The 18,275-nt window shown below is 38.4% G+C and carries 11 protein-coding genes and 1 pseudogene; 6 read left to right on the forward strand and 6 right to left on the reverse strand.

The genetic code is table 11. The features are described 5' to 3' along the window. Positions 1–229 precede the first annotated feature (229 nt). The 3 genes from B0169_RS03755 to B0169_RS03765 all read left to right on the forward strand — a co-directional run bounded on the left by B0169_RS03755 (position 230) and on the right by B0169_RS03765 (position 2,308). The gene (locus B0169_RS03755) at positions 230–820 is read left to right on the forward strand and encodes a PEP-CTERM sorting domain-containing protein (RefSeq protein ID WP_077284631.1); all 591 of its coding nucleotides are present in this window, start codon (positions 230–232) and stop codon (positions 818–820) included. A gap of 259 nt (positions 821–1,079) precedes the next feature. Next, positions 1,080–1,553, forward strand: coding sequence for a hypothetical protein (locus B0169_RS03760; RefSeq protein WP_077284632.1), 474 nt, complete (start codon positions 1,080–1,082; stop codon positions 1,551–1,553). A 215-nt stretch (positions 1,554–1,768) separates the two neighbouring features. Then, a complete protein-coding gene (locus B0169_RS03765) occupies positions 1,769–2,308 on the forward strand; it encodes an isochorismatase family protein (RefSeq protein ID WP_077284633.1) in 540 nt (179 codons plus the stop codon). 366 nt (positions 2,309–2,674) lie between these two features. Here the strand turns inward: B0169_RS03765 and B0169_RS03770 are convergent, their stop codons facing one another. From B0169_RS03770 to B0169_RS19720, 6 genes and pseudogenes are all read right to left on the reverse strand, one after another. Further along, the gene (locus tag B0169_RS03770; protein ID WP_077284634.1) at positions 2,675–4,324 is read right to left on the reverse strand and encodes a di-heme oxidoredictase family protein; all 1,650 of its coding nucleotides are present in this window, start codon (positions 4,322–4,324) and stop codon (positions 2,675–2,677) included. Between the two features lie 167 nt (positions 4,325–4,491). Then, the gene (locus B0169_RS03775; protein WP_077284635.1) at positions 4,492–5,607 is read right to left on the reverse strand and encodes an imelysin family protein; all 1,116 of its coding nucleotides are present in this window, start codon (positions 5,605–5,607) and stop codon (positions 4,492–4,494) included. A gap of 71 nt (positions 5,608–5,678) precedes the next feature. Then, a complete protein-coding gene (locus B0169_RS03780; protein WP_077284636.1) occupies positions 5,679–7,070 on the reverse strand; it encodes an alginate export family protein in 1,392 nt (463 codons plus the stop codon). A 173-nt stretch (positions 7,071–7,243) separates the two neighbouring features. Then, a complete protein-coding gene (locus B0169_RS19215) occupies positions 7,244–7,393 on the reverse strand; it encodes a hypothetical protein (RefSeq protein WP_158077045.1) in 150 nt (49 codons plus the stop codon). A gap of 49 nt (positions 7,394–7,442) precedes the next feature. Then, complete coding sequence (locus B0169_RS19715; RefSeq protein ID WP_412842112.1) at positions 7,443–7,844, reverse strand: CZB domain-containing protein; 402 nt, start codon at positions 7,842–7,844, stop codon at positions 7,443–7,445. A 39-nt stretch (positions 7,845–7,883) separates the two neighbouring features. After that, a pseudogene (locus B0169_RS19720) lies at positions 7,884–8,129 on the reverse strand (methyl-accepting chemotaxis protein); the annotation flags it as partial. Between the two features lie 774 nt (positions 8,130–8,903). Here B0169_RS19720 and sbcD point away from each other — a divergent pair. The 3 genes from sbcD to B0169_RS03800 all read left to right on the forward strand — a co-directional run bounded on the left by sbcD (position 8,904) and on the right by B0169_RS03800 (position 18,054). Further along, entirely contained in the window at positions 8,904–10,208 is a 1,305-nt protein-coding gene (gene sbcD / locus B0169_RS03790; RefSeq protein ID WP_077284638.1) for an exonuclease subunit SbcD, read from the forward strand. Next, on the forward strand, positions 10,208–14,137 hold the full coding sequence (locus B0169_RS03795; RefSeq protein ID WP_077284639.1) for an AAA family ATPase: 3,930 nt from the start codon (positions 10,208–10,210) through the stop codon (positions 14,135–14,137). Before sbcD ends, B0169_RS03795 begins: the two co-directional genes overlap by 1 nt. A 428-nt stretch (positions 14,138–14,565) precedes the next feature. Then, positions 14,566–18,054 (forward strand): PKD domain-containing protein, encoded by a 3,489-nt coding sequence (locus B0169_RS03800; RefSeq protein ID WP_077284640.1) that lies wholly within the window; start codon positions 14,566–14,568, stop codon positions 18,052–18,054. Positions 18,055–18,275: the final 221 nt, after the last annotated feature.

Raw genomic sequence — 18,275 nt, forward strand, 5'->3', positions numbered from 1 at the left:
ATCAATCTGTTGGTTGTTTTTTGAGCGTCTGTATGTTTAACACATTATGAGGCGTTAGTTATTGCTACTTTCCTTTTCTTTTTATAAACAACGACTTGTGGTTTTGGCCTTTTTTTTGCATACTGCGTGGCAGGTGTTATAGGTTACTAATTTATAGGTAATATATTTTAAGCCTTCGAACACAATTTTAGTTAATTTATGCCTTTGTAATAAGAATTAAGGATGTATCATGTTAAAGAAAGCATTTACTACAGCAATACTACTGTGCGTTAGTTTATCAATGACGTTATCTATGTCGGCCAACGCAACATTAATAAATGGAATTAATGGTAGTTTTGATGTGTTTGGAATAGGAAATACCACTTTAAACGCTTCTGGGGAAGTTGTTGAAATCGACTTTTCGTTGAACAATTTTGGTTTACGACCTTTCATTATTACAGGTGATTACCTGAATTATTTTGATATTAATACCATTTTTACGGTTAAAACCCCTCTACTTTTAAATGATATTGTTGGTAACGTCTTATGGACAGTAGAAGGTTTTAATTTTACCGGCTCTTCAATTCGCGGTAACGCTACAGTTGGTGGTTCAACAGGGGTATACATTATTGGTAATGTTTCGCACCCTGATTTTTTAACCACAGAAACTGAGTGGTTTTTTTCTACTCAAGGGCTCGTAAATAATGCAAAAACTGTGAAAAGCTTCTCTTCAACTATAACTTCTCCTGCACCAAGTCAAGTACCTGAACCAGGCACTTTGGCTTTACTTGGCCTAGGGTTAATTTCTTTTGGTTTTAGCCGTAATAAAAAAGCTGCATAATATATTGTAGATTTATTTACCTGCGGTGATTAATACCGCTGTTATCAAGAGCACTATATTTTTTATAGTGCTTTTTTTATATCTATGTTCTATCCAGATATGTGGTTACACATTTAGGACTTTAAAATGAAAAACTTAATTCTTTAATGGTTCAAAATAAACCGTTCAGTGCGTTATCATTCTTGCTTGCATTTATCATGGGTGGCATAGTTAATAGCTGATTTTAGCCAGCACATTATTTTAGCTATAGAAGGAAGTTATGAGTCGTTTTTTATTTCTATTATTAAATATTCTAGCTTTTAAAGCTGCTGCATGTTCATTTGCTCCAGCGTTTGATGAGTTTGTAATATCGGAAAACTCATCTGGTAAAGTTACTACACCAACTTTTAGAGTTGATTCAATTCACAGAGGAACAGATGATGGAAATCATGGTTCATGCTCTGATGTGGGCTTTATCAATTTAACACTTGAGGCTTTACCTTCACATGAACAAGGTTATATTTTTAAAATTGTTGAAGGTAAATTTGAGGATCAACTCTTTTACGAATCTCCTGTCGTTCCATCGAAGTTTATGGAAAATGAAAAGCTATTTAGCTTTCTTTGGTTAGATGGGAGTAATAAAGAACAAGAGCCTATAAATATCACTGTTCAGATTATAGCTGTATCTCGTTCTGGTAATAAAAGTGAACCTCAACGATTAAAAATAACTCACCCAGGTATACAAAAACCTTGATGGAAGGTTTGGCAGCAAAGCATAACCAACAAGTGACTATGGTAATTTTCCATATAAAACCTAATTTAGAGCATGTGTTACTACATTGAAACTAACATCGGCTTTGTGGCATATATGTCATTATCAGGCAATCTCATTTAGTGATTGGTACCTTAAACATTATGTGTAACTAGCTAAATTAAATAGGGTGTTTATTCAATTTCAGGAGCTATAACATGTTAGATAAAGTTAATACGGGTCTTATTGTTGTTGATATTCAGGGAAAGCTCGCTAGCTTAGTTTATGATAGCGAGGTTTTAATTGCGAATTGTGAAAAGCTGATTAAGGGAGCGCAAGCACTAAAGTTACCCATTATTTGTCTTGAGCAAAACCCTGAAAAGCTTGGCGGTACTGTTAATAAAATAAGCTCGCTGTTAAGCAGTATTAACCCAATTACTAAATTTACATTTAATGGCTGCGATGAGGCTAATTTTATCGCTGCGGTTAAAGCTGAAAATGTTGATACCTGGCTAGTTTGTGGTATTGAGGCGCATATTTGTGCATATCAAACTGCACTTGGCTTATCTGAGTGTGGTTATAGCGTACAGCTAGTTAGCGATTGCGTATCTTCGCGCACCTTGGCTAACAAGCAACTTGGCATAAGTCGATTGATGAATAAAAATATTGATATTACTGGCTTAGAAATGTGCCTGTATGAGTTAGTGGCAGATTGCAGAGCTGCTGAATTTAAAGCAATACTGCGTTTAATTCGCTAGTTCAGGCTTTTAACTCTTCGCCTGAAAATGCTCAATATGTTGGATAATTTCGCTCTGCTTTAGTTCTTTATTTAGCATAGACAAATGAACCTAGTGATGAAAAAAGTCATTATTTCCCTTCAAGTGCGCTGAGTCTTATTTTAGATCATTTTGTTTAAGTGCTGATTATTGGTGATATTGATGTTTTTCTATCAAGCGTTAAGGCATGTGGCATTAGCAGGGTTTGTTTTAATTATTAGCGGTAAGTGAAAGCTTAGAATCTTTAGAACAGTAAAAGGTATTGTTCAAAGCACAAAGATGATCTGCTTGCTAAGTTAGCGCTGTCGGTTATTGTAATTAACAGCGCTTTTTTACTTTAATATTACTTTATAGTGACATAACAAAAGCCACCAGTGATGCACGTTCTGTTTTAGTCAAGGCCATAAAACCTTCTTTGCTGTTTTGTGCTTCACCACCGTGCCATAAAATAGCTTCTTCAATATTATCAGCCCTACCATCGTGTAAGAAACCAGCCGCAGGGTTGACTGTTTTAGTTAACCCTATACCCCATAATGGCCGGGTTTTCCATTCATTACCTGTGGCCATAAAATCACGTCGATTGTCGGCTAGTCCTTCGCCCATATCATGGAGTAACATGTCGGTGAATGGGTAAATTTTTTGTCCTTTTATTGCCTCTGGCGCTGCTCTTCCACCAATAAGAATATCACCTGTTTGGGTGGTAAATTGAGGGGTGTGACAGCCTGTACAATTGACTTGCTGAAATAACAATGCACCTTTGAGCACGTCCTCATTATCAATATTACGTCGTGCAGGTACAGCTAAGGTTTCAGCGTAAAATACCACATCATCTGAAAAGCTTGCCGAAGCTTCTGTTTGGCCCGATTCATCAACCCCAGTATCAATAAAGCCCGTACGTGTTAAGTAGCTTTCATGCATTGCCGTATTGGCGATGCTTTCTTGAGGAAATAATGGATTAGTTATTCCCATGTCGCCACGTAATGCAGCAAGTGACTGAACGCGAACGCTCGGTGTACTGGCTTTCCAACCAAATCGTCCTAAGGAGACTGGCGGTTGTTCGCCGGCTTGAGCTTTAACCGCATCAAAAACCCAGTTGGCTCGGCCAGAAATACCATCTTGATCAGTGTCATTTTCATCTGCTAGCGCTAATATATCGTCTTCTGCGATCATTTCTAGTAAGCCTAAACCAAAAATGGGCATTCCGTTTCTTGGGCTATAACGAACATTACTTTGTAGCAAACTGCTGTTTAAGCTATTTTCTATGCTGACGTCATAAGGTGCTTCAATATCAAATACTGGCTTTTTTAAGGTAACTGTTTCGCCATCCACATAGGTCTCTATTTTATAGTCGTACGATATGAAAACATTAGCTTGGCCGATAAAAGGGTTTATTTGCCAATCATCACGTGCTTTAAGTACACCACGGTGAAATAACTGCGTGCCAAAGCCATCAACAGGCGTATTTTGACAATAATTATTTTCTGCTGAAGGTGTTTCACACTGACCATCTTCAAGACTGATGCGGAGAAATATTCCTGCATTAGCGCCTAAAAGTAGTCTTTCCTCTTGGTCTGGCACTGATAGTGTGGCCGGACGTCCATCACGCTGATGACATGAATTACAGTCTTGATTGTTGAATACCGGCCCTAAACCGTCAAGTTCAGGGTGAGCATCATTAGGAGCGGTGGTAAATGACGTTTCAAAGTGGGTATCGCCAGTAAGATGACGAGTTAGTTCTTCTTCGGTCAAAGTGGGAATTGGTGTTGAAAAACCATGACCAGAATCACTGGCATTTTCAGCGGTAGCATTACCACCTAATAAAAGCGCTCGAGCATAATCAGGGTAAACCGTTTCAGGCGGAGGTGCTGGTGTTTCAGTACTTTTTCTACTGTCGCCGCCACAAGCTGTCAGTGAAATACTTAATAATAGTGCACAATGCCTAAGTAAAAATCTTGGCTGTTTCGTTGTTATTGCTGTTATATGATTAGTCTGTATCATTTTTGTTAACTTTTATTGAGTGCATAAACCAATGAATAAGTACGTCCATGTACTTGAGTTTTACTGAAGTTATAGGGAGGATAAACCTCAGTAAAAATCACAATAAGTTATTGAACTACGTTTACTTAACTTGATTTCCACTTTGATAGTAATGGAAGAACATCAGTTTAGAATGAAGCTTGAACGAGTGTTAATGAGTCAATAGCAGTTTGCACTCTGATACGTGCGTCTACGTCATTAATGGCTTGTCTAAAAGGCAGGCTATTGTCACCAGCAATTGCTTTGATCGCTGTGATAGCATCACTGATTTGACCATCAATTTTACTTGCTAACTCCGGATCTGCCGCGTTTACAAAGTCGATAATACCTTGTTTATCTGCGCCGTTTACAAATTCGCCACGATAAACGTTTTGTACGCCTTGAATATTATCAGAAAAGTCAGCTAACGAATTCCAGCTATATTGTGACTCAACTAGTGAAGTATCTGTTGTGGCTAGGCTTGTACCAAAAGGTTCAGCTATTTTGCCATTACCTACTTCATCAATTATGCCGATCATACCGTTAATTAGCTCTTCAACCACACCTAGCTCAGATGAATAAACATCGTTGTTTGGCGTTAAAAGTAAATCTTTGTAAGCAGGTGAATTACTATCGCTTGGGTCATACGATACGGTCCAAGCATCGGCTAATGATTTAGCGTATTCAGTAAAAACTTCAGCAGTAGCGCCTAGGTATTCACGTTCCAATGCCGTCATTTCGCTAATACTCTTTACATTGTCCGCTACGCCATCACCAAATAATAAAAACTCCATCGTGTGAAAGCCCTGAACATCGTCATTGAATAATTTAACTTGCTCAGCGGTAAAACCTGATTGAGATGCCAATAGTGCTTGTAAATCACTGGTATTTAAAGGCCAAGTATCTAAATGAGGATCGATTGACAGTGCATCAACAGGACCAAAAATATGCGCTTCACCTTGTTCCCAAGGAATTCGAACATCACGCCAGGCTTGTTGTGCCGCGGCTAAATTTTCTTCTGTAGGAGTATTAATTAAGGTTAACGTTGCTAAATGGAAAACGTCAGCCTTGGTACTTAATGATAAGTAACCGTTAACTATCACGTCATTGGTTAGGTTAGTTATCATTTCAGTTGCGGTAAATGAAAACCCTGTATCAACTACTGGTGTTTCTGTAACTGCATCCGGTGATGATGAGCTACCGCCACAGGCTGATAAAATGATTGCCGATAGGGTTACTGCGATGAGAGATTTTTTTAAGTACATGGTTAAATCCTGTCTAAATGTTTAAAATTAATGTGTATTATTTTTGTTTAATGCTAGTGATATGACTGTATTTAAATGCTAAAGAAATATCCTAATGACATTGCCACCGAGCGAGTGTTGTCAAGGTTGTCTTGAGCATATTTCTGTTCCCCAACTTGCACCTTTAACACTAACTCAGGAATAGGGAAGTAGTTGATGCCGAATGAGAGTTCTTGTTTATCAAAACGCGGTGTAGCGATGCCATTAGCTACTTCTTTGATCGGGTTCGCATAGTCAAAAGCACCAAAAATACGCAGTGGTGACGACAAGCCAAATAACCCTTGTGCGTTGTAGCCTAATTCAACGAATGCTGACTCTGATTCACTACCCACTTGTGCGAAGTTACCTGGTTTTAAACCTGGTGTGGTTTTGTTGGCAAGGGTGATTGCTTCACTGTCGTCCAATTGACCAAATAAGTATTGGCCTCTTGCTACCCAGTTGCCTAGACTCCACGCCCCATGAAGACCAAAAATTTGTAAATTGCCATCGCCGGTAATATTGTTTTGGTTATTACGGTTTTCTGTGGTGTTACTGGTGTAATAGCTCACACCTATGCCTTTATCATTTTTTACATCACCGTAATCAAGGCGAAAAGTAAATGCTAAGTCATTTGAGTTCACTTGTTCAAAACGTTTTTGGTGGCCAGTAGCAACCCATTGATAGGTGCGAAAATATTCAGAGTTTAACCCGGTTGTCAGCAATGCTTGTGCGGTAAAGTTCTGCCAATTAGCGATAAGGTTAACACCCGTTTCATTCCAGGTTTGAGGGATCATGCTTGCCTCACTCCAATGACGTTCAGCGGTCATATACTGATGAGGTTGATGTAAGTCGGTCCCTAAGCCGACAGGAACAAAAATTCGTCCCATTTTTACAGCTAAGTGTTTGTTTGCTTGATAACGAACTTGTAGCTTTTCAACGACTACTTCACCACCGGCTTCAATTTCACTTTCGAACTCACCAAACTCTTCGAAGCCATCATATTCGAGTGTGACACCCGTACCACCATGTTCATACTCAAGCTCTAACTCAACTTGCCATTGTGGTGTGAAATCGTAACTCAATTCAAGTACGACTCTTTCAAGATCGGTACTAGCACGACGAGTAGGGTCAACATCTTGTGTATTTCTAAATATTTCCTCGCTTTTATAGCGAACACTACCGTATGACTTTATTTGCCAATTTTTATTTGCTTGTAATGACTGGTTTTTCAGAACTTCTTTGCCCGCTGATTCAGCTTTAGCGGATTTTTGTGCTGCTAGCATTTTTGCAGATTGCGATTTTAAAACCATTAATTGCTGTTCAATTTCAGCAATCTTTTGTTGTTGTAATAAATAATCTTCTGCGCTGGGGGCGACGTTTTCTTTGTTGTCTGCTAGTGCGGTAGCGCTAGCTAAAAATAGCGTCATCATAGTAATATTTTTCATATCATGCCTGAGTTGTAATGAGAATGAATTGCATTTACATTTCGAGTGTAACTATGGTTAAGTGCTTATGCAAATGATAATTATAATTATTTGCATTACATGGCTGTGTAGGGCTTTTATCATATAGCTAATAAGATAGCCAAAGTTTGAGTTGGGCAGTTACTTGTGGCTTTTTATGAACTATTTGAAGTGACTGTCGTCAGTTTTTGTTGCGGTGTTTGTTGTTTGTTTTCGCTTGATGTAACGCTCAAGCGTTTTTTATTGAGCGTTAATGTTGCTCGGCAGAGGAGAGACTCTTGAATTGCAGCAATATTATTGCGCAAACAAGAGTCCATTGTTAACTTCAATCAAGTAGCTTAAATACTGCTTTAGCTAGATTGTTTGATGAGCTTTGTGATTCGATATTTGATTCGATAATGATGAAAGCAAGTCGACTACTTTGAAACTGGCATTTTCCATTAAGGCTAATTTTTTAACTGCCGTTTCACTATCACCCTCTGCATGTGCCAGCAAGGCAGCAAGACCATTAGAGTGAACATCTGCATGTGGAGCTTCCATCTTTTTGAAGGCATCAAATTCTGAATATTTAGTTTGCCCTTCACCTTGATAATACCATTTACCGAGTCTACACATGGTATGATCTGCTAAATCACTAGCAGATTTTTCTGACATTCCAAGCATCACTTGGTAGACATCAAGTTTCCAAACAACATGATCCATTTTTACCGTTTGAATAAAAGCATCAGCCGTAGAGTCAGTGATCACCGAATACATATGCTGAGATAGTTTTACAATTTCAGTGGCAGTCTCTTCAATCGATGAAGTGCTTGTGGTGATTTCATTACTCTTGTCACCAACACCACAAATACCATTAACTACATCAGCCATCTGATTATTTACTTGTTCAATCAATGCCGATATTTCGTTAGATGCCTCAGCTGAACGTTGCGCTAATGTTCTTACTTCATCAGCAACAACAGCAAAGCCTCGCCCTTGTTCACCGGCACGAGCCGCTTCAATTGCCGCATTTAAAGCGAGTAGGTTGGTTTGGTCAGATATACCTTTGATGATATTAACAAAGTCATTTATTCCGGTGATCACGGTTTTTAATTGATCGACTGATGTTGACGCCGTTTGAGTATCGCTAGATATTTCTGCTGTAGATTTCACCGTCAGTGCCAGCATATCCATGATTTGACTAAATAACTCTTGTGAAGATTGGAAGCTGTCTCTATGAGTAAGGAGCTCTGTTGATGAGTTGGCTAAACTTTCTCTTATTTGATTAACTAAAGTAGAAGATTGTAACCATAATTTATTGAGCTCTTCTTGGTTATTATATCTTACGGCGGCTTTTGACATATCGTCTGAAAGCGCTAGGTTAGATTGGCTGAATTGTTTTAACTCTTCTTCAAGTAATAAGTTTTTTTGTTTTAGCTGTTCATTTTCAGCTTGTAATTGCTGCATTGCTTTTTTGTTATTGAAATTAAATACCATATATTTACTCAGTCAATGTGAACTCCATTTGTCATTATCATAAAAGATAGCACTTAAATAAAATTAGTTTAAGGCATTAAGCGTAAAAGTTAGCCTGTTTAGCTGTAAGTTAAGAAGTAAATCAATTAAACAATAAACTTGTATAAAATATTGTGTCATTTCTATCGTCATTAGTGAGGAGTTGGCTTTATGCTTCAGATGTTCATCACTTCGCTGGTCTCTTGGTTCGATTTTAACACGTTATATTTCTAAGCTTTCTGAACTGTCTAGTAGTAAGCTCAGCAGAGAATCGGTAGAATAATTACTTTGATTTTTATGAACTTGGCGTGCACGTAAATTATGCGAATTATTCACACATCTGACTGGCATTTAGGCCAACATTTCTATGGCAAAAGTCGAGCACGTGAACATCAGCACTTTTTGAATTGGTTAATTGAGCAATCTCAAGTACAACAGATTGATGCCATTATTGTTGCTGGCGATATTTTTGATACTGGCACGCCGCCAAGTTATGCCCGCGAAATGTACTTTGATTTTATTGCCAAGCTCCATCAAACGCGCTGTCAATTAGTGGTACTAGCCGGCAATCATGATTCAGTGGCTATGCTGGGCGAGTCACAAAACTTATTACATCAATTATCCACAAGGGTTATTTCTGCGGTTAGCGATAATATTGCTGAGCAAGTGTTTGTACTTAATAGCTTGAAAAATGAGCAGCAAGCGGTGATCTGTGCCATTCCCTTTATTCGCGCCCGTGATATTGTTAAAAGTTATGCAGGGCAATCGGCTGATGAAAAACAACGCTCGTTACAACAAGCAATTACCGGTCATTATCAGCGTTTATTTAGTGAAGCACAGGCCTTAGCCGCAGCTGAAAAAAACGGTGAAGGTCGGTTACCGATAATCGCAACCGGACACTTAACTACGATTGGTGCATCAACGAGCGAGTCAGTTCGTGATATCTATATTGGTACTTTAGAAGCTTTTCCGGCTAGTGAATTTCCTGATGCAGATTATATCGCTTTAGGTCATATTCACCGACCTCAAAAAGTGACTAAAAGTGAGCATATTCGCTATAGCGGTTCGCCTATTGCTTTAAGCTTTGACGAGGCTAATACACAAAAAAGTATTGTTATTGCCGAATTTAAAGAGGCTGAGCTCAGTCATGTCGAATTAACCCCGGTGCCATGCTTTCAACCTTTAACCATGGTAAAAACTCAGCTTGATTCCTTGTCTGAAGATATTGCTAATGTTGTGAACACAATAAGCACTAAAACGGCAACTGCGCAGAGCGTAAATGAGCATAGAAATGTCACAGAAAAAATTTGGCTAGATATCGAGATTGAAAGCGCAGAGTACTTACAAGACTTAAGCGCTCGCATTGAGCATATAGTGGCTGAACTCCCGGTAGAAGTACTGCTTGTTAGGCGCAGTAAAAAATCACGTCAACAAATGCCCAGCCATGAAAAAAAAATCACCTTGAGTGAACTGAGTGTGCAAGATGTTTTTGATGCACGCATGGAGCTAGAAACCTGGCAAAGTGATGAACAACAAGCGCGTAAAGCACGTTTAAATAGTTTGTATCTCGAAATTGCCGAGCAAACAGAGCTTGCTAGTGCCACTGAAAAAGTGGAGTCAAAATAATGAAAATTTTATCGCTGCGTTTTGAAAATATTAATTCGTTAAAAGGTCATTGGAAAATTGATTTTACCCAATCGCCATTTGACACGAGTGCCTTATTCGCGATTGTTGGGCCAACCGGTGCCGGTAAAACAACGATACTCGACGCTATGTGTTTAGCGCTATATCATCAAACACCTCGCTTAACGATATCAGATAAGCAAAATCAATTAATGACCCGCCACACGGCTAATTGTATGGCTGAGGTTGAATTTGAAGTAAAAGGTCAAGCCTATCGCGCTTTTTGGAGTCAACGTCGAGCAAAAAACAGTGTTGAAGGTAACTTACAAAAGCCGACGGCTGAATTAGCAAAAATAATTTTTACAGAGCAAAGTCTGACAGAAAGTGAAGACCTTAAACAGGGCGAAGCAGAAGTTATTGCTAGCAAAGTCTCAGATATTCGCAGTGAAATAGCACGTATCACCGGATTAGACTTTTCTCGTTTTAGAAAGTCGATGATGTTGTCGCAAGGGGAGTTTGCCGCTTTTTTAAATGCTCCAGCTAACGAGCGTGCAGATTTACTTGAAGAATTAACCGGCAGTGAAATTTATGGCGATATATCTAAGGCAGTATTTGAGCAACATAAAGAAGCTAGTCATGAATTAAAGTTATTGCAGGCGAAAAGCGCGGGTATGCAACTATTAACCCCTGAGCAACAGCAGCAAATTAGTGCAGAGCTTACTAACGTTACAGCGCAGCAAGAGCCATTATCACTTCAATTAGCTCATTGGCAACAGGTACGACACTGGTTAACAAACTTACAAAGCGCTGATAAACAAAAGCAACTTGCAGAGCAGGCGAAAAATTCAGCACAACAAGCACATCACGAGCATGCTGAGCAATTACAAGCGTTAGCTTTATCAGAGCCCGCAGAAAATTTACGTGCTCACTACCAACAATTAAATAATATTAATCAGCAAGTTAATGAACTGAAGCAGCAATCAACACAGCTTGAGCTTGAATTAAAAAACAGTGCCGGTTTGGTCAGTAGTGCCGAGCAAACATTAACTGAATTCCTTGTAGAGCATGAAACGTGCATTGCCCAGCAGCAAGCTACCGAACAGTTAATGGTTGAGCAAGTTTTACCCCTTGATAATAAAATAGTGCACCAAATAACGCGCCAAAATCAGCAAATAAATCGACTTAATAATGCCAGTACTGAAGTAAAAGAACTTAGAAAAGCCTTAGATGCATTAGAGGGTAGCAAACAATTACAGCAAGAAAAATTGACCAAAGCACAAGACTTTATTGCTCAGCAAAAGCACTTAGCAGCACTGCCTGAACATTTACCTTTGTGGCGCAATATGTTGGCGCAGCTAGTCTGCGAAACACAACTAAGTTTTGACTTGCAAGCACAAGACGTAAACATGCAGCAGCAGGTCGATAATTTAAGCCTTGAACTGGTAGGGCAAGAGAAAAAACTGCTTGAGCTTGAAGCCGAATTTCAGCAGCAAAAGCTTTTGCTTAGTCATAAAGAGCATGAAATTAGTGAGCTTTTATCTCAGCATCATTGTCAACATGAGCAAGCACTTAATCAGCAACTTCATGGGCTGCAAGCAACAATGGCAGAGCAGGCACAAGTGTTACTTAATGCGCAACGTTTTCAAACGTTAACCGTAGAGCTGCAAGACATTGAAAAAACTCTGCATCATGATAAACAACAAAGTAGCAACCTAGCGGAACAACTAACGGCTTTACGCGCACAATACAAACAACAAAAGCTTGCAATGACCGATGTGCAACTTATTGTTGAACAACAAAAAAACATTATGTCGCTCAGTGAGCATAGAGCAAATTTAGCGCCAGATGAAGCTTGTCCATTATGTGGCTCAGAGCAGCATCCTGCGGTTGCTGACTATCAAGCGCTTTCAAATGCTGGGGCTGTTGAAACTGAACATCAACGGCGCTTGAAACAACTGACTAGTGAGCTTGAACAACTTGAATTACAAGGTAAAGGCTTGTCATCGGAGCAAGAGCGTTTAACCGAACGCCTTAATTTTATTACTGAAAATAAGGTAATAAAACAACAAGAGCAAGATAACTTAAGTTTGCAATGGTTAACTCAACGTGAATTACTGAAGCTTGATTTTGACTTATCAGCGTTTGAGCAAATTAAAGCCAGTATCGAAGCGCGCCAACAACACTTTACTCAACTTAATAATGCTAATAGTCAGTTACAGCAATTAAAACAAGCGCAGCAGCAACAAGTTGATTTGATAGCAAAACAAGAAAAACAATTATTCACTTTGTCGAATCAGAGACAAAACCAAACCACGCAACACAGTCAGTTGCAGCAGCAAATAGAACAAAACAAGCAAAATTTGCTTGATAAACAAGCTTATGTAACACAAGAATGGCAAAAGCTTGCTACTTTAATGCAAGCTAATGAACTGCATATTGCTGATTGTTTTGCTGTTTTTTCACCTAAAGAAAAGGGCCTTAATGCAAGCCCTGATGACTTTAACACTGCCGTGTCATTGCAACAGCGATGGCTGGCAGATATTGAACAACAAAGCCGCGATTACCAAACAGCGCTTGGTGCCTTAACCGCTGACCAGGAGCAGCTTCAGCATGTGCAGCAACAATTTGCGATAATGCAAAGTAAATTTGAGCAACTGCTGATTTCTGAGCAAGCCTTGAAAACTGAATTAGCGGAAATAGAACAACAGCTTAATGAAGATAAAGCTAAGCGACATGATTTATTTGCTGAGCAAGATATTCAGCAAATGCGTCAGCAGCTGAAACAGCAACAACAAGCGCAAGCCCAAATATTGCAAAGCCATCAGCAAGCGCTCAATGATCAGAAAATACAACAACAGAATATTACCGGCAAGTTAAATGGTACTGTTGAAGCACTCAATCGTTTATTACCGCAACAGCAGGCAGCCGCCGAAGCTTGGCAAGCACAGTTAGTGGCAAGTGAGTTTAATGATGAAGAAGACTTTACAGCCGCACTTTTAACTGCAGAGCAGCGCAAGACACTGAAAGAAATACAGTTAACAATTGAGCAACAAACTCAACAAGCAAACGCGCAATATCAACAAGCACAGCAACAGTTGCAGGCGCTAGCTCAAGTAAAAGTGCAACTTCAAAACGAAACCGAGCAATTACTTGCCGCAGATAGCGATAACCTTAGTGCCTCGCAGAATGGTGTTGAAGCAGAAGAGGCGTTATTTAATAACGACTTTGTCATTGAACAGCAGATTGACATTACTGATTTTGATGAAAAAGCCAGTGTTTGCGCCGAAAAGTTAAAGCAACTACAAATTCGCCAAGGTCAGTTGAGTCAGCAAGTTACGCAAGATCAACAGCAGCGAGCAGAGCAGCAAAGTTTATTAGCAGATATTGCTAAACAACAAGCCGAACTGGATGATCTTTCGCATCTCAACGGTTTAATTGGCTCAGCAGATGGGGCTAAATTCAGACGTTTTGCCCAAGGCTTAACGTTGTCGCATTTAGTTTATCTGGCGAATCAGCAACTAAATCGTTTGCATGGGCGTTATCAATTGCAACGTCAGCAAAGTGATAGTTTAGCATTGGAAGTTTTAGATACTTGGCAAGCCGATAGTGTGCGAGACACTAAAACCTTGTCAGGCGGCGAAAGTTTCCTGGTTAGTTTAGCACTCGCGTTAGCACTGTCAGATTTAGTCAGTGCAAAAACCAGTATTGATTCACTTTTTCTTGATGAAGGTTTTGGCACCTTAGACAACGATACTTTAGAAATTGCGTTGTCAGCGCTTGATTCTCTCAATGCTAGCGGCAAAATGATTGGGGTGATCAGCCATGTTGATGCTTTGAAAAAACGCATAGATGTACAAATAGAAGTGAAGAAACACAGCGGTTTAGGGGTCAGTGAATTGGCTGACTGTTATCGTTATCATACAGTTAACTGAAAAGAATTGTATCAAGTTGATTAATTAACCTCTCATTTTTACTCATAAAATAGTAGTTGGTTTACTTAATCAAATTAGTATCAGAGGCTGAAAGTGGATTTTAAACAGTGCTAATTATCGCCGTGACAATGAAGGTTTGGGTATAAATGAGGTGCGAGCAATTTGGTTGATTTCTAGCATATTGCTCTAGTTCGCTCTATGGCCGATGTAAACTAAAGGCTATTATTAAATACCATTTTGAATCAATTAAATGATGCTTCGTTAAAAATCAGTAAAATTACTTTCATTAACGCTATAGAGTCTTTGTATTAACTGTACATTAACATTGGTTTTATTTTGAACAGCTAACTATATGTGTATATAATCTTTAATTGATAAATTAGTATGTTTGTAAGCTAATTCAATTTATAAAGTAAAAGGATTTATTTATGTTTAATAGCTTTTTTCATCGCAGTATCACTATTCTTACAGTATTTATTTTGATTGGTTGTGGAGGCGGTGGCGATACTTCAACATCGACTTCTCCAACCTCTCCACCACAATCAAGCAACTTAATTAAACCATCATACACTGGCGAAAGAAATACTAAATTGATTACATCAAAGAATGCGAATCAACTGGCATTTGATTTAACACTAGGTTTTGATATCTTGCAAGCCATGTCGTTTAGTGATGTTTATGAACAATTTTTTATCTATTCGGATGAAGATCCAGTAAGCAGTGACTCAAGTGATATAAACTGCATGAGTGGCAGTGCTTCAATAAAAAAAGTTTCCTCAAAACATTTATCAGTGAAGTATGACCGATGTGCTCAAGGAGGTGTTGTCGCTAATGGTATACTTGATATATATGTAGTTCGTGCCTACCCAAGTGATTTAATGGACATGGATATTGTTCCAAGTCTTAGCATGGTTGATAAAGCAAGTGGTGAATCAATCAATATAAGTGGTTATATCAAAGTTAGGGAATCAACGGCCTCAAGTTTTCAACATAAGGCAAGCTACCAAATATTATTAACCAATGAAGAAAAGGAACAACTTTATTTTAATGATTTTACTGCCCAAGTTAGTTTATGGCGAGAGCGCTATGGAATTGATTATTCAGGCGAAATATTATCATCAGAGTATGGTAAGTTATCTCTTGAAACCACAAAATTATATGACGCTAAAAGCCTTGGCTTTGATTTAACTGTTTTAGCAGAAAATACAATGCTAATTTCAGTATTATTAAGGCAACAACTAATCGTCAATATAGACTCGAACACAATCCCATTAATAGTAGATTTAAATAATATACCGCAAAGCTTTTTTGATGACATAAATGAAGAGCCACAAGCTGTGTTGAGCGCTTCTGTAACGTCAACTAGCCGTGCGAATGACGTTGTTATTAGCGCAACTAATTCTTCAGATCCTGATTTAGACTTACTCGAATACTATTGGACTGTCATAAATGCCCCAGCAAATGCAGTATGGAATATTGGCGATGGTGCAGCACCAAATTTTTCTGCCAATGTGCCAGGCAATTACACCATTCAGTTAACAGTCGTTGATGCCCAAGGGGCAACAAGCATCGCCACTGTTGTGATAACGCTAGAAAAGTTAGCGCCAGAGTTTACAATAGAAATGGATACACCCACTAGCGCTATTAATACAATAGCGCACGGTCAAGCCGTATTGAGTAGCGATGCGCTTGATGGGCCATTCAAATATCATATAGTGTATGGCCCTTACGGTATGACTATTGATGAAAATGGACAAATTCAGTGGCCTGCTCATATTCTAGATTTTGGTGTTTCAACGGATGTGAATTTCTCTGTCGCTGTTAGTAACGATGATAAAACAACGAGTGTTGCTTCAACAATATCTGTTACAAGCGATCCAAACTTAGTTGAGAGTCGAGTTTATAAAGATATTGATAACATTTTACCGTCTGTTTTGTCTAATTATGAAGGTGTTATTACTCATCAATCCAAAGAACACTTTATTAGTAGCCTTAGCTACCCTGAAACATTTTCAAGCCGAATATTTCTAAATGAAAACAATGATGTTGATATCGAACTAGCAACAAAATCATTACCACATGGATATGGATATTTTACATCGTATGATGTCAATAGTGACGGCGTTTTAGATCACTTTTTGGTCAGTGAAGATTACACTGGTATTGATCCTCTCTGGCATTTGTGGCTTGAAGATGGAGTAACAGGAAATCGAAATAAAGTTATTACAATGAATGGGCATCGGGGTAGTTTTACGGGCTTAGGGCATTTTTATATCAATGATATTGATAACGATGGGGAAGTTGAATTAACTATATCAACAACCTTAGCTCAAAGTTCTTTGCGAAAAATACGCAGTTATAATCTTAGAACTTTTGAATTAGAGAATACCATTGAGGCCATCGATGGTAAATATGTTGGATATTGTGATATAGATCAGGATGGTTTTAGCGATGCCGTTACAAATAAGGAAATATATTCTTTAAGAACGGGTGAGCTAATTGATACGATTAGCGATAATTATCAAAGTATAAAGTTATTGGAAACGGGCGATAGTTGCTTATTGTTATCATATTACAATATGTATAAATTTGAAAATGGTAGCCTAAAAAAATTACGTGATGGACTAAATCCAAGTTATTTTATTGGTAATTTTGACTCGGATATTGATCAAGAAATAATACTATTTAAAGATAATTCAAATGAAGCTGACCAATGGTTTTTGCTAAATATCGATAGTGATGGTAATACTTCTAAAAGTGAATTGTCAGTACCTGATAACATGCATATAGTCCCCGTGCGCAATAGTTTTAGCAAGACGACGGTATTTGCTGCATTTGATATTGATGGTAATGATGTTGATGAACTAGTTGCCTATGTTTTATATGAAGGTGATGAAAATCAAACTGACGAAAAAGGCTTAACTGCCTTATCTGTGCAAGGTAATCGACTAATTGAAAAATACTCTGGTGCTAAAGTTGGTAGTCGTTATAGCGGTTTCTCGCGTATCGCCCAGTATCATGATGATAATACGGTGACTGCTAGCACCAGTGATGGTGCCATAAAATTAGATGATGATCCGCAATGGGTAGATTTTGATAATTCTACAGGTTGGACTGCAGGTAAAATTGTAGCAACAGAAGTTGTTGATAATGAAGTTTTTTATTATGCATCTTTACCAGTACCCTATACAAATGGCATAGCTAAATACGATAACACTGGCGCTATGTTGTGGCGTAACCAAGTAAAAGATCTATCCGTCTATACAGAGGTAGAGTTAACTGACGATAATTTACTCGTTAAAAACACCGGTAGCAGTTACATTGTAAATAAGAATGATGGTGAGTTTATAGATACCACTTTTGGTCATTTAGTTGCTTCCCCTAGGCACCTATCAACTCAAAAATTCTTAGATAAAGATGCTCATTTATTTTACCAGTTAGATAATGGGCAACTATTAACTATATTCGACCATGAAAATTATGATTTTTGGGGCAATGGCTTAAATATTCCAACCAATGCCGAAGTGCAATTTATCCAGTATGATCAAGATGAGCAAGTGGAAGTAGTCTTTGATTATTACATTCGAAATGATGAGGGCACTAGTATTCGCAAGTATGAAATAGTTGATAGTTTATCCTGGACAAAAGAAGTGCTTAAGCCGGGATTAACAGGTCAACAATCAGGATACTATATAGGGCAAGAATTGATGTCATGTATTATTGCCGATCCTCACTGTAGAAATAGAATTGTTTCATTGGACGGCCACATTGAAATTAGAGATAAGCTCACCCGTGAAATAATTTATCAAAGCCCAACTTTTCCGGCTGGAATTCAAGATTTAGCTATAAGGCATAATATAAATGGCCGTATAAGCTATAGTTTGCTGTTGCTTAATGGTGTTACTGTTTACCATTAATTATTGTTTGGGCAGCCTGTTGTAACAGGCTGCCTAGATGAAAGCAAAGCAGTGACTGGTATTCCTTCAAACCCACTAAATATACCAATAAGTAAACTGATAACCGCTAGCCAACAATTAAAGCTGAAGGCCTGCATAATAAATACTTTAACGTTTAAGTTAAAAAGTGTTTACTTATCGAATAATTAACTCTATAGTAGCGACGTTAATTATTCCCATCT

The sequence above is a fragment of the Cognaticolwellia aestuarii genome, from assembly GCF_002000025.1.
Classification (GTDB): Bacteria; Pseudomonadota; Gammaproteobacteria; order Enterobacterales; family Alteromonadaceae; genus Cognaticolwellia; species Cognaticolwellia aestuarii.